The sequence below is a fragment of the Oceanobacillus kimchii X50 genome (genome assembly GCF_000340475.1).
Lineage (GTDB): Bacteria > Bacillota > Bacilli > Bacillales > Amphibacillaceae > Oceanobacillus > Oceanobacillus kimchii.
The window spans coordinates 1,177,541-1,191,928 of the sequence record NZ_CM001792.1 but is presented as its reverse complement, the minus strand read 5'-3'; the positions used below and the strand labels follow the sequence as shown (position 1 = coordinate 1,191,928).

At 32.8% G+C, this 14,388-nt stretch carries 13 protein-coding genes; 6 read left to right on the top strand and 7 right to left on the bottom strand.

The genetic code is table 11. The features are described 5' to 3' along the window. Positions 1 to 345: 345 nt before the first annotated feature. The gene (locus tag C794_RS06340; RefSeq protein ID WP_017796289.1) at positions 346 to 1,533 is read left to right on the top strand and encodes a M20 metallopeptidase family protein; all 1,188 of its coding nucleotides are present in this window, start codon (positions 346 to 348) and stop codon (positions 1,531 to 1,533) included. Positions 1,534 to 1,677: 144 nt separating this feature from the next. On the opposite strand, the gene C794_RS06335 is transcribed toward C794_RS06340, so the two are convergent. Both C794_RS06335 and C794_RS06330 read right to left on the bottom strand, forming a co-directional pair. Beyond that, positions 1,678 to 2,907, bottom strand: a complete 1,230-nt coding sequence (locus tag C794_RS06335) for an ABC transporter permease (protein ID WP_017796288.1) — start codon at positions 2,905 to 2,907, stop codon at positions 1,678 to 1,680. Beyond that, on the bottom strand, positions 2,900 to 3,643 hold the full coding sequence (locus tag C794_RS06330; protein ID WP_017796287.1) for an ABC transporter ATP-binding protein: 744 nt from the start codon (positions 3,641 to 3,643) through the stop codon (positions 2,900 to 2,902). The genes C794_RS06335 and C794_RS06330 overlap by 8 nt, the downstream gene beginning before the upstream one ends. Positions 3,644 to 4,434: 791 nt before the next feature. Between C794_RS06330 and C794_RS06325 the strand changes: the two genes are divergently transcribed. The 5 genes from C794_RS06325 (at position 4,435) to C794_RS06300 (ending at position 8,339) form a co-directional block, all read left to right on the top strand. Next, complete coding sequence (locus C794_RS06325) at positions 4,435 to 4,863, top strand: HIT family protein (protein ID WP_017796286.1); 429 nt, start codon at positions 4,435 to 4,437, stop codon at positions 4,861 to 4,863. A 316-nt stretch (positions 4,864 to 5,179) separates the two neighbouring features. After that, the gene (locus C794_RS06320) at positions 5,180 to 5,701 is read left to right on the top strand and encodes a tryptophan transporter (protein ID WP_017796285.1); all 522 of its coding nucleotides are present in this window, start codon (positions 5,180 to 5,182) and stop codon (positions 5,699 to 5,701) included. Between the two features lie 259 nt (positions 5,702 to 5,960). Continuing rightward, positions 5,961 to 6,323: a YtxH domain-containing protein gene (locus C794_RS06315; protein ID WP_017796284.1), complete on the top strand. Its 363-nt coding sequence runs from the start codon at positions 5,961 to 5,963 to the stop codon at positions 6,321 to 6,323. A 168-nt stretch (positions 6,324 to 6,491) separates the two neighbouring features. Next, entirely contained in the window at positions 6,492 to 7,034 is a 543-nt protein-coding gene (locus C794_RS06310; RefSeq protein WP_017796283.1) for a DUF3267 domain-containing protein, read from the top strand. 405 nt (positions 7,035 to 7,439) lie between these two features. Further along, a complete protein-coding gene (locus C794_RS06300) occupies positions 7,440 to 8,339 on the top strand; it encodes a peptidylprolyl isomerase (protein WP_017796281.1) in 900 nt (299 codons plus the stop codon). A 297-nt stretch (positions 8,340 to 8,636) separates the two neighbouring features. Here the strand turns inward: C794_RS06300 and C794_RS06295 are convergent, their stop codons facing one another. The 5 genes from C794_RS06295 to copZ all read right to left on the bottom strand — a co-directional run bounded on the left by C794_RS06295 (position 8,637) and on the right by copZ (position 14,373). Beyond that, entirely contained in the window at positions 8,637 to 8,840 is a 204-nt protein-coding gene (locus C794_RS06295; RefSeq protein WP_017796280.1) for a sporulation YhaL family protein, read from the bottom strand. Positions 8,841 to 8,902: 62 nt separating this feature from the next. Beyond that, positions 8,903 to 9,856: a 3'-5' exoribonuclease YhaM gene (gene yhaM / locus C794_RS06290; RefSeq protein WP_017796279.1), complete on the bottom strand. Its 954-nt coding sequence runs from the start codon at positions 9,854 to 9,856 to the stop codon at positions 8,903 to 8,905. Positions 9,857 to 9,881: 25 nt separating this feature from the next. After that, positions 9,882 to 12,818, bottom strand: a complete 2,937-nt coding sequence (locus tag C794_RS06285) for an ATP-binding protein (protein ID WP_017796278.1) — start codon at positions 12,816 to 12,818, stop codon at positions 9,882 to 9,884. A 4-nt stretch (positions 12,819 to 12,822) separates the two neighbouring features. Next, the gene (locus C794_RS06280; protein WP_017796277.1) at positions 12,823 to 14,031 is read right to left on the bottom strand and encodes a metallophosphoesterase family protein; all 1,209 of its coding nucleotides are present in this window, start codon (positions 14,029 to 14,031) and stop codon (positions 12,823 to 12,825) included. A 132-nt stretch (positions 14,032 to 14,163) separates the two neighbouring features. Further along, positions 14,164 to 14,373, bottom strand: a complete 210-nt coding sequence (gene copZ, locus C794_RS06275; protein WP_017796276.1) for a copper chaperone CopZ — start codon at positions 14,371 to 14,373, stop codon at positions 14,164 to 14,166. Positions 14,374 to 14,388: the final 15 nt, after the last annotated feature.

Sequence of the window (14,388 nt, the reverse complement as noted above, 5' to 3'; positions counted from 1 at the left end):
GTAACCTCCCTTCAATATATATGTTGGATGTATTAGCTATCCAAATAGTGTAGAAATAATTTCTACACTATTTTTTTGTCTAAAGAAACCCAATGCATAGCAATCCAACGCTTGAAAAATTCTCAAAAATAATACTTGAGTCAATTTCATAATTGCTAAGTTTCACTAAAAAAACCAAATGCTGAAGCCGTGCTTGCTAAAAAGCGTCCGTATGTAATGGAAATTATAATAGCGAACATTCGGATTTCATACAAAATATCCTATTATGAAATTGACTCACTTAAACAAATAATAAGAATAATGTTATAATACATAGTTAACTAACACAAAAAGGAGCTGACATCAATGTTAACAAAAATTTTTGATACAATTGATATTCATTTTGATGAAATGGTAGAAATAAGAAGATATTTACATCAATATCCTGAACTATCCTTTGAAGAAACAAAAACTGCAGCTTATATTGCAAATTATTATGAAGAATTAGGCATACCTTATGAAACAAACATTGGTGGAAATGGGGTAATCGCTACATTAAAAGGAAAAAAACCAGGTAAAATAGTTGCATTACGAGCGGATTTTGATGGACTGCCAATCCAAGATGAAAAGAATGTTCCATATAAATCAAAAGTCCCTGGTGTTATGCATGCGTGTGGGCATGATGGTCATACAGCAACTCTCCTAGTATTGGCTAAAGTAATGCAGCAGCATCAAGAAGAACTAAAAGGCACCATAATTTTCTTACATCAGCATGCTGAAGAATATGCTCCTGGAGGGGCAAAGCCGATCATCGAATCAGGGGCAATTAATCATGTTGATGCTGTTTTTGGTACTCATTTATGGGCTACCATTCCTTTAGGAGTACTACATACCTCGACAAGTGCTATGATGGCGGGTGCAGACCGGTACGAAATCATTATTCAAGGTAAAGGCGGTCATGGTGCATATCCACATGAAACGAAAGACGCAATAGTATTGGGGGCAGATATCATTACAAAATTTCAACAGATTGTAAGTAGAAGATTAGATCCTCTCAGTACGGCAGTAGTCACTACTGGTATTTTTGAAGCTGGGAGCGCCTTCAACATTATTGCTGACCAAGCTAAGCTTGTAGGAACTGTTCGACATTTTGATAGTAGTGTTCAGGAGAAAATAATTCAAGAGATGGAACGCATTCTTAAAGGAGAATGTGATGCTAATGAGGCAAGCTATGAATTTAATTATATAAAAGGTTATCCACCATTAATTAATCATAAAGAACAGGCAGAAACTATACTTAAAGCTAGTGAAAAAGTAAAAGAAATACACACCGCTGAAGAAGCACCTCCAGTTATGGGTGGTGAAGATTTTGCTTATTATCTTCATAATAAACCAGGGGCTTATTTTTTTACTGGGGCAAATTTAGATGGGAATCCATATCCTCACCATCATCCAAAATTCGATATCAATGAAAAAGCAATGGCAACTGCTGCAAAAACATTAATCAGCGTATTTATGCAATATCAAGAAGAACAGGAAGCAAATACATTTTAAAATTACGAATTATTCTAATGACTTGGGCAATAATTTAAACCGATTTCTACTTTTTACACTCATGGAAATAACTCATGGATAAATTTTTTACATAAAAACCAAAGGATGGTAAATGATTAATTGCATCCTTTGGTTTCTTTTAAATTAAATATTAGAAGTTTGTTGAAATTTACTCCGAATATACCCTTGCGTAAAAGTAATTGTAAAAATCACCCCAACTATCATCATAATTACAAAACCAAGCCAATCTCCTAAAAATAAAAATAAAAAAGAAAATAAAATGGCTTGTATTATTCCCAGTTGTCTAATAATAGAGAGTACTGCGTCTCTTTTCAAATGCTGTGGAACAGGATAAATATCTAACCATATATTTGTACGATGATGTTGATATAGGGACATCATTTGGAATGTACTTAAATATAAAAATAATAAACCAAATAGTATTTTTATCCAACTATTAGGCATAATCCAAATAAAAATACCACCTATCATAATGAGTCTTATATACATACCTACATAATCGCCACTTCTAACAAAAGAAATACGATATAAATATGAGTATGTAGCTTCTTTAGAAAAAGGAATACCCTTCACAATTAGAGAAACTAACCAATTTCTCCGCTTTACTCTATTTTTCAAATGAGGAACCTCAGCAAACATATTAGCTATTCGATAAAAGGACTGCATGCGATTATTATCTTTCTCAATAAGCAAATCCCATAATATCCCTGCCTGCTTACTGGAATACCAAAAATCATAAATCAAAACTACGATGAACAAACTCACTGTAATTACAGTCATAAGCATATTGCCAGCTACCATAAAATAGAAAACAACTACGTTTAGAATTGTTCTTGTTAATAAATCAATACGTCGTATACTTGGTTCTCGAACTTTTAGCATCCACCAATTAGCAAATAAATTGGCAACTTTCCACAATAGAAGAATTGCAAGCGAAGTAAAATACATGCTCCCTTCTCTCTCTGGAAAAGTTGCAAAATAAAGTGGTGCAAGTGCAGCAGCAAACAACAGAACTAAATATAATTGAATAACAAAGCTATAAATTAAACTATTACGAAAATAATTTTTCATTTGTTTTTCAGCTGGTATTAAAAATACTAAGTCAGGCTCTTGAAGTAATGTTCTAATCGGACTATAACTAACAAGTAATCCAAAAACAATCCCAATTATAATTGCTGTTGGAAAGTTCTCTGGTAAGTTTGCTAACCATTGTTGATAATAATATGCAGATGCAGATATAAAGAAAAACATCGCAAAAGCAATATGTCCATTAAATATATATCGTAAGTAACGACTTAAATTTTTTATGTGAGAAGATAATCGATTTTTATAAAACAGATGAGAGTCAAACATGGTTATCTTCCTTTGTTAATTGCACATATAAGTCATCTAAAGAAGCTGTTGGCATACTAAAACTCGAACGTAACTCATCCAACGTTCCTTGGGCACGTAACTTACCATCATGCAAAATTACAAATCGATCACAATACCTTTCTGCTGTTGCTAATATATGAGTGGACATCAATACTCCAGCTCCTTGTTCCTTCATTTGCTCCATCATTTTCAAATATGATTGGATGCCTAGTGGATCAAGACCAACAAAAGGCTCGTCCACAATATAAAGTGGCGGTTCAATTAAAAATGCACACATTATCATCACTTTTTGACGCATACCTTTTGAAAAATGTACCGGAAACCAATGAAGTTTTTTCTCCATACGAAATTCTTTTAATAATGGCTCTAATCTTTCTTCAAACAGCTGTTCATCAATATTGTAAGCCATTGCAGTTAAACGCAAATGTTCATATAAAGTCATTTCATCGTATAAAATAGGCATTTCTGGAATGTATGCTAGTTGATTACGATATCCTTCAGGGTTTTCCTGAAATGTTTTTCCTTGTATAAAAACGTCACCTTTTTTCGGCTGCATTAAGCCAATAATATGTTTAATAGTTGTACTTTTACCAGCTCCATTTAAACCGATTAATCCAACAATCTCACCACTATTCACTTTAAAGGAAACGCCATGTAATACATTTTTATGTGTATATCCACCAAATAAATTTTCAATATGTAATAAGGTGCTCACCCTTTTCCCTCCTCTATACTTAACACGATTTTATCATTATTGTACGCCAATGCCAAAGCCAATCGTTCTACAATTATCCTAATTTAATTAAATATTTATGTATAATATCGTAGAAAAAGCTCAAAATACAAAAGAAGAAAATAAGAAACTTACTTCCAATAACCTAAAAACGTAAATGAGGTGTCAACGATCGAAAACCTAATTTAGTTATGTATTTGCACATGACAATTGTTAGTAATCGATAATTGCTCTAAATTTCGGTTAGGATGGTGTTTCTGTTGGACAAATGATAATCCTTACACGAATTACTTCATCTGCATGTACTCGGTAAGGAGAATGTAAGTTATGTATATAATTTACGACCAACCTTGGTATACAGAAATGAATTGAAAATGAGTTTCTTATTTCTTCATTACGACTATTTGTCACATTGAATTATGTGGCAAATAGTCTACTTTTATTTAAAATCAATCTCGGCATAAAATCCGAATGTTGCACTGTTTGATTCCCATTGCAGACAGCTGCTTTTCACAGGTACAGCTTCAACTAACTAGGAAAAGAAGCCATATTTTCTTAGTGGAATTTCAAGCACTCTCTTCTAAGGAGGAATCCCCGTCTTCCATTACAATCAAAATCCAGTTCGCCTATAATCCGAACAGTATTATATAACTATCGATAAAACATTATTTTTTTAAATGAATCTTAGCAATTATGGAATTGACTAATATGGTAATACTTTACTTTTATATACAAGCCTCTATACAATAAAGAAAAAGGAGGTTGTTATTCATATGTCACATGAAGATTGCATTTTTTGTAAAATTATTCAAGGAGATATTCCTTCTGCAAAGGTCTATGAAGATGATAATGTATATGCTTTTTTAGATATTAGCCAAGTAACCAAAGGGCATACATTGGTCATTCCAAAAGAACATACGAAGAATATTTATGAAACATCTCCAGAGGTTGCAAAAGAATTGTTTGCACGTATTCCATTTATTGCTAATGCCATTAAGAAATCTTATAACCCGTTAGGTATGAATGTACTAAATAATAACGAATCAGCTGCAGAACAATCTGTATTTCATTTGCATCTACATCTCATTCCTCGATATGGAGAAGGAGATGGATATTCTCCTAATTGGACTGTACACACCGATGAATATAATTCAGATGATTTACAAGAAATAGCTAGAACTATTTACGAAAATATTAACTAAATTAAGATGTTGGGACAAAGTATTTACTCAAAGTTAAATTCAAATGAATAGCTTTGACAACTTGCTTGAAAAATATACTCCGCTTATCCAGCGGCTGCTGACGAGCCTCCGGATGCTTCGCATTCCGGGGTCTCACTCCCACAAGAGTCTAAGTATATTTCTTACGCTTATTTTTATTATCATCCGTTTTTTGATTAAAACTTTTTGTTATATCACAACTTCTTTGTTACACTATCATTAATTCTTCGCAACTGACGATGAGCGTACTGTTGGAAGATATTAGTAAAGAATAGACGAGATGAGGAGAGATTGAAAAATGAATACGAGAATATTAGTGGTACTAGCATTATTAGTAAGTATTGGAGCAGTACTGCACACTGTAGTCCCACCAATGTTATTCGGAGTAAAACCAGACATGTTACTCGCGATGATGTTTTTAGGAATTGTTTTATTCCCTAGAATCAAATATGTATTGATATTATCATTAGCTACTGGGTTTATATCCGCTTTAACGACAGCAGCACCAGGTGGTCAAATTGCAAATATCATTGATAAGCCTATAACAGCACTTATCTTTCTATGCTTATTTTTATTACTAAAAAATAAAATCCGAACCACAATCGTTGCACCAATATTAACTGCAGTAGGTACAATTATTAGCGGTACTATATTTTTAAGTGTTACATTATTTATTATTGGATTAATGGAAGGTGGATTTTTTGCATTATTTGCGTCCATTGTTTTACCGGCAACTATAATTAACACTGTAATAATGATCATTATTTATCCAATTGTGCAAACCATTTTAAAACGTTCTGTAAATGTATCATTCACATAAGCAATACTCCATAAGCAGTTAGGAAGTGGTTTGTTCTAAGGGTAAAAGTCTCCCCTAGCACACTTCATGCGGACTATAAGTTCAATTAAATTTTGTCTTCTCACTTTTAGAGGAGGACTTTTTTCTTATTTATGGCAGAAATTCTCTTCCTTCTTTATAATAGAAAATGAGTAGTATAATTTTTTCTATTTAACCATGTTTGACACATATGTAAAAAGAGGAAATGGTATACTAGAGAAAGGAAAGGAGTGCGTTTTCCATGTCAAAAGGAAAATCAATAGTATTAGGCTTCCTTGTAGGTGCTTCAGTTACTGCTGGGGTAACATTACTTAGCACCCCAGAGTCAGGACGTCAGTTAAGAAATCGTGTAAAAGATCAAAGTATGGAACTTGGAAACCTACTTTATAGCTTAAAAGAAGACAGTATAAAACTAAAAAATCAATTATTACGTACCTCTAAAGAGGGAGCAGTCCTTGTTCGTGAACTTACAGAGGAAATGAGAAAATCAGTAGAGGATTGGAGAGATACTGTAGAACCTCATCAGGAAAATATCCACCAATCTTTAGAACAAATCGAATCAAGTATTAAGGAATTGGAATCAAAATTAAACAGTTCTAACTAATGACTTAAAAAATGAAAGCTTTTGATGCTCTTGTCAGCTAAAATATGACAAAAGGGATCAAAAGCTTTTTTCTTCATTTTTATTTAAAATAACTATTGATTTTTCAACATAATCGTACTATGATTCTCTCAGTGTTATTTCAAGTTTTTAAGATTTGTAGGTGATAAAATGAATTGCTTAAAAACAATTTATTTAACAAGAGAGTTTGGAAAAGTACGATTACAAATTATAGCATTATTTATTAGTCTACTTGTATTTATAATTTCATATGTACCATTATCTTTTGTACATGGAGCTTACCAAAATAGTGAGAAAGCAATTTTTCCTTTTATAATTGCAATAATTAGTATGCCAATTCTTCATTCACTAGTAATGGTCTTAAGCCTTAGTATTCTAAAGAAAACAACGAAAATACCTTTTAAATTTACTGGATTAAAATTTCCTGCATGGTTCTGTTTTAAGGGCGTACAATTAACCAAAGTAGAAGCATTTGTAACTGGTATTATGCCCACTATAATATTAACTTTACCTGGATTTTTAATAAGTAGCCAACTTGCTGATTATTATCTTTATACGCTTCTATGGTCGAGCATTCATTTAGGTATGACCGTTACTAATTTTATATATCTTTATTATATACTCAAATCACCTAAAAAGGTTTATATTCAACATTTATCAGAGGGCTTTGAATTACTTTTAAAACAAGAATAATATTATTCATATTATTCTTGTCCCCCCTGTTCAACACGCTTTGTTTTTGGTAGAGTAAAGAGTGCATAACCTTTTTGAGACGGGGGAAGAAAGGAGAGTCAAAAGCAATGGTTATATTTTATATGGTATTTGCTTTTATCGTACTACTAATTTTTAATACTTTAACCAATGCATTTTGTATCAAGATGGAGCTATCACAAAAAAAACAGCTTAAAGTGTATCGAGTTATAAACATGATTATGGTAGCTCTACTTGTATGCTCCTACTTACGAGTATTGAATGTGACAGTTTAATGGGATTTTATAGGTATTTTTACAAATTCTATTTTTTTCCTTATAAAGTATGATATATTAATGATTGTAAAAACTAATCGCAAACTAGTACAGAGTAGGAGTGTTTTAAAGTATGAAGAAATGGACAATAGCAGCCTCACTTTCAATCGGGGTACTCGCATTATCTGCATGTAATTCAGACGATGAAATTGTTGCTGAAACAGCAGCAGGAAATATTACAAAAGAAGAATTTTATGAAGAATTAAAAGATGTTAATGGTGAATCCATGTTACAACAACTAGTTACTGTAAAAGTCTTAGAAGATAATTATGAAGTAACTGATGAAGAGTTAGAAGAAGAAATCGCAACCATGAAAGAAGGATTTCCTAGCGAAGAAGATTTTAATACGACTGTAGAGCAGCAATTTGGCGGCGAGGAACAACTTCGCGAAATAATGTATGTTAGTATGTTACAGGAAAAAGCTGCTGCTGAAGATATTGAAATTACCGAGGAAGATTTAAAAGAGTTATATGAACGTAAAAATACAGAAGTACAAGCACAACATATTCTGTTAGAAAATGAAGAAGATGTTGCTGAAGTACAACAAAAAATTGAAGACGGAGAAGATTTCGGTGAACTAGCGAAAGAATACTCTGCTGACACTGGAAGTGCAGAAAATGGTGGAGACCTTGGTTACTTTAGTGCGGGAAGCATGGTACCTGAATTTGAAGAAGCTGCATATTCTTTAGAAGCAGGAGAAATTAGCGATCCAGTGCAAAGTAGTCACGGGACACATATTATTAAAGTAAATGATGTACGTGAGAAAGAAGAATCAATAGGTGAATTCGAAGATGTTAAAAAAGAACTTGAGCGTGAGATTTTACTAAGTCGCGTAGATCAAACACAAATCCAAGAAAAAATTAATAATTTAATCCAAGAATCTGATGTAAAAATTAATGTAGAAGGCATGGAAGATTTATTCGAGCAAGAAGAAACCGAAGAAAATACAACTGAAGAAGACGCACAAGGTTAAGCCTTAGAAAAGCGCCCATTTAAATGAAATGGGCGTTTTTCTTGCTATATAGGAAATTATAAAACTTGTATGCTGTGTATAACTAAATAACTGAGCATCCATGTCCAGAAGAACTTACCGAAATTACTCATGTCATGAGGCTTAGTCGCACTTATACTCTTGCGGTGAAAGTCATCATCTCACCGTGATTCCTTAATCTCAAAGAAAAAGGAAGTTCGGTCACTGTCGTACCACTCCCTAAAACAGGGGCGCATTCGCTACGTTTCTAAACAAGCGCTTGCGCCTTTCTCACTAAATTCAATTGTTATCATGAATCTCACTATTATGATCCCTCTGACGCTTCAATCGTTCCTCACGAATGCGTTCCATGTATATTTTTCCTTCTCTTTCAATAAATTGTTGATCCAATTTTCGTTCTGCCAGCATAGCACGTAATGCCATATATCCGCTGAAGAAAATTAATAAGATGACTGCTATAACCCAAATAGGAATTGATTCCATCTTCTTTTCCTCCTTGTCCAAGCCTTAATACTATATATATGAACAAAGAAAGAAAAAATAACCTATCCTTCATTTTCTTCAAAATTCGGTTTGTAAAAAGCACGATTATCCATAGCAAAAAGTCTTTCCGTGAACTCTCCTGGTTGAACTTTTTCCAACGCTCGACCTAACATATTCATTTTTGCATCTATTAAATCGATTAAATGTAGTAGTTCAGCTTCACGAACTAATGGCGGGGTAGGACTTCCCCATTCTGCTTTACCGTGGTGACTTAGAACGAGATGTTTTAAAATGAGCACCTCTTCTCCTTCAATTTTCAACTCATTAGCCATTAATCCAATTTCTTCAACCATCATCGGTATATGTCCAAGCATTTTCCCTTCCAATGTATAAGTAGTAGAAACAACACCAGAAAGTTCTTTAATCTTACCAATATCATGCAGTATAATTCCAGCATATAATAAGTCTTTATTAATTTCGGGGTAGAGCTTGTGCAATTCTTTTCCAATAGCCAACATACTAACGACATGATATGCTAGTCCAGATGCAAACTCATGATGATTTTTGGTTGCTGCAGGATAGGTTAGTAACTCTTCCTGATATTTCTTAATAAATGCACGAACTAGACGTTGAATTTTAGGGTTCTCCATCTCAAAAATTGCCTCAGTTAATTTTTCTGCCAATTCTTCCTTTTCCATGGGTGCTTTACCTAAAAAGTCTGTTACTTGAACATTATCCATTGGTTGAGCTAAACGGATAGATAATATTTTTAATTGGTGCTTACCTCGAAATTGGTTAATTTCACCTGAAACTTGAATAATTTGTTCTGGAATCAGTGTTTCTTCATCATCTTTAGTTGCATCCCAAAGTTTTGCTTCTATTTCACCGCTAGCATCGCGAAGTATTAAGGTTAGAAATGGTTTTCCATTACTAGTAGTACCCCTTGTAGATTCTTTAATTAATAGAAATCCATCAAATTCTTCTCCAATCGTGCGAAATGCGATACCATTTTTCATATAATTTTCTCCCCCTTTTACGCTACTATAATTGCAATACTTCTCCCTCTACTAGTTGCATAATTTCTTCTTTACATGTAAATAAAATCACTTGTTGATTTTTTGCAGTACGACGCAGAATATTTATAACACGTTCCATTCGCTTCGTATCAAAATGTACCAAAGCATCATCGATTAGGAATGGCAGTAAATATTGTTGGCTCATGATCTTACTAATCGCAAATCGTAATGAAATATACAGCTGATCAATAGTTCCTTGTGATAACTCGTTTACATGAAATCTTCTTTGTTCTCTTGTTTCGACTATAAATCCTTGATTTTTTGTTGGTGGATAAATTTTAACATATCGTTTATCGGTTAAATCACTAAAATACACAATTGCTTCTTGAATAACGCTTGTCAAATATTGATCTCGATAATTTTTCTTTGCTTCTACTAGATAAGACTTCGCAACTTTTCGAATTGCCCATTGTCGAAACAAAGTATTTAGCTTTTCTTTTTCTAATTCAACCTGATGTGTCTTTTTCGACAGTTCATTTGATCCTTCTAATGAATTAATGGCAGCTTGAACTTCTGCTAGATTATTTCGAATATCCTCTAAATCTTCTTCTAATTTTTTTAAGCTAGCGTTTTGCTCTTCTTGCTTTTTCACATAATACTCATTTAATTCTAATCGCTCAAAGTAAGATTCAAATCCATCTGGAAAAATATTGATTAACTGATTTAGTAATTCTTTGTTTCTCTCTTTTAATGATGTTCGCTCTTTATACAGAGCAGCATTTTGATAGAATGATTCTTCGTCTGTCACATTGGCTTGTATTAACAATTTATCTATTGATTCTTGATAAATCGAGATAGATTTTTGAAGTTGTTGTTCAAGATTTCTTTCTTCTTGCCAAAGTGCTCTATAATGTCGATAATCTTGGAGTGTCCGGTTATGCTGCTCATTTATGGCTTGTAGTTGTACGAGGACACTTTCCGGATCATCTAAATCTAATTGATTATTATTATTTATAGCCCATTGTTCACATTGTTTAATATAATTATCTACCTTTGTTGATTCTTGTAAATAAAGTTGTTCATTTTCTTTCAATTGTTCATATAGTTGAAGTAGGCGCTGCAAATGATGATATAAATCTGGCCAATAATCAACTTCAATTGAAACTAAAAAAGGATACTGGGTAACTTGTTCCTGCTTCTGTTGATCTAGATATTCAAATCTTTCATAAATATTTGTCTGTTTTCTTTTCCACTCTATCCACGCTAACTCATTATCTTGTATCTTTTTATTTAATTGTTCGATTTCGCTTTGTATAGCCTCTTGCTCTTCTAATATATTTCTTGCCTCATAATATTCTTCTATGGTTACATCAACGAAAGCAACCAAGCTAGGATCATTAATATCTGACATTCCTTGTATCATATCAATTGTTTGTTTATTTATACGTAGTATACTTAAGCCAAAACCAATTACGATTATGGATACTATAGTTAACCAAAACTCTGTAAAAACAAATGAAGTTACCATAAGGATACTTGCTATAACAATTGTACTGTATAATATACGTTTGTTAAGATTCTTTTTTTGTAGTCTTGTCTTTTGCCATTCTTGATGTACTTTTTGATTTTCAGCTTGTAAAACCTGACTAGTTTGGTAAGCATCAATTCTTTGTCGTAATTCATCTACATGCGCATCATGTAATAATTGATTCTTCAATTGCTTATATTGCCCATTTAGAAATTCTTTTTCTTCATTCAGCTGACTTTTTTGTTGTTCCAATTGCTGTTTTTCATAGTATAACTGCTCAGCATTTGCTCTTATTTTCCCCCATTGTTTTTCTATATAAAAAGGCAATGCTAATTGATCTAGTTCGGATTTAGACAAGTTCACATGTAATTGTTGAATCTCCTCATCTAATCTTGCTTTCTGTTTTGAAATAAGTTTAACTAATCTCTTTTTCTCTTCAATAGCAAATTGAACCTCACTTAACTCGTTCAGCAACTCATATAATGGTTCTTGGGTTGAATTAGGCAATAAACGTTCGTTTACTTCTAACATTTTTTCATGATATTTTTCAATATTATTTTTTCGTGTACTTCTTTCACTTCGAAGAGGAAGAATAAGCTTTCTATATTGGTCCATTCTCTCTACGCCATGTTCAGGAAAGGCATCTACATGATTCGAATTATTAAGTTGATTTTCGATTCTTTTTGCCTCTCTCAATAAAGGTAAAGCTTGTATCAACGTATCAAGCTTCCTACGTTCTTGATGGAGCTTCACAATTTCTTCTTGTACTGACTGATAACGTTCTTGTAAATAGTGCTTTTTTTCCACTTTATTGTGATATGTACCTTCGTTCTTTTTTAATTCATCTAGATGTTTAGATTGCTGTTGCAATGATGTTAATTGTTCGTTTATCTCTGGCTTTCTACCAGAAGGTTTATATAAATTTCCTATTTCCTGATCCAAGCGCTTCTCTACGTCATATATAATAGAAGATCCCGTTAATCCTATACTTAACAATATTTCATTAAGTTCTTCCTCTTGCATTGTTCGTATATGAGCAAGATCGGTATCTGAAAAAGAAAAAATAGATTGATATGTATCAAGCCCAATTCCGTTTAGAATTTTGCTTAACCATTGTTCATCCTTTACCGATCCATCTTCTAAAATGCAGCTTGCTTTCCCCCTACTCTCATCATCTATACGTTCAATTATGATACGTTCATGGTCTGGAGTCATTATAATCATTCGGCCACCCATTTTACTACTATTCTTCGGTTGATAGAATTTCCTTTGTTTTGGGGGCATGCCAAAAAGCATAAATAAAATAAATTGTTGTAACGTAGATTTTCCAGACTCATTTTTTCCATAAATTGTTGTGATTTCAGAGGATGAGAAAGTGAATTGTTGATCAACCCATTGTCCAAACCCGTAGATAGTTATATCTGTAATTCGCATAATTTCACCCTCTCCGAAATGCATCTTGTAAAAATTGGTCTGCTTCTTGTTTTATTGCTTCTATCTCTGATTCTGATAATGCATTGATATACTTTCTAGCTTGTCTATTTTGATATAATTCATCTACTATTGGTTGAATAGGTACCTCATCTATCTGTTTTTTTATCATAGTAAAGAATGGACTATTTTCCCCAAATTCATGACTTTTTGGAACTTGAATCGACGTACGATATATATATATCCATGGAGATTGAGTGATAGTTAACTCATTTATTATATCTATCCACTCATCAATGCGTGTCTGTTTCCAACTTTCGTATTGTTGCTCATTCATCTTTATTATTAATTCGATTAATCCGGGATTATCTAATTGAGGAAGTGACTGTAGAACAAGCGGTTCGATATTATGTAAAAATTCAACTCCAGATAAATCTAATTCTAGTTGTTCGAATCGAATTGATTCTAAAGATATAAATTGTTTTTGAACTTCAAACTCGTTCATTTCAACGAAATAGCATCCTTTTTTACCTATTTCTTTCCGATGACGACCTTGTATATTTCCTGGATAGATAATAGGTGGAGCATCAGATAGCACTTCTCTTTTATGAATATGGCCAAGTGCCCAATAATCCATGTGAGCATTCTTCAATTCTTCTAAATGAAACGGTGCATACATATCATGCTCGGTATTCGTAGTTATACTTCCATGCAATAATCCAATATGATAAGGTACTTGTTCATTTATCCGTTGATAGTGTGGAACCTTAGAATCGTATACCGCTCTATTTTCATAACTAAACCCATAGATATGTGCTATTGTCTCTTCTGTTCTATTATATGGCAAGTAAGACACGGTTTCACTTGTAAACATATGAACATTATTAGGGAATTGTACAGATAAGGAGTGTTCATTCAAATAATCATGATTTCCATAAGAAAGGAATACTTGAATGTTATATTCCTCAAGCTTTTGGAAAACATTTCTAAGTCGGACTTGTGCTTTTAAGCTTTGATTATCGGTATCATATAGATCCCCTACTAATAATAAAAAATCTACTTTATGTTTAATCGCCTGTTCTATTAAATTATCTAATGTTGTAAATGTACTTTCTTGAATTTCTTGAAAAATTTCTTCAGGTATATTTTGCAATCCTCGAAAAGGACTATCTAAATGTAAGTCTGCTGCATGAATAAATGATATCGACTCTTTCATTTCGCTCCACTCCTTCCTTTACTTCTTCTTATTATTCTACCAAACAGCAAAACAGAATGCACGTTCTGTTTGATTCGTAAAAAATATCCCCCTGAACAATTTTATAGTTCAAGGGGATAGATAACAACTGTATTATGGAGCTACTACATCATAACCTTGCTCTTCAACTGTAGCTTTTAACTGCTTAGTTGTAACTTTACTATCATCAAAATAAATTTCAACTTCCCCTGTAGAAAGATTAACCTTTGCTTCTGACACACCATCTATACCATTGATAGCACCTTCTACCGATTGTTTACAATGTCCACATGACATTCCTTGTACTTGCATTGTTTTTTTCATAAATTATCTGCCCTT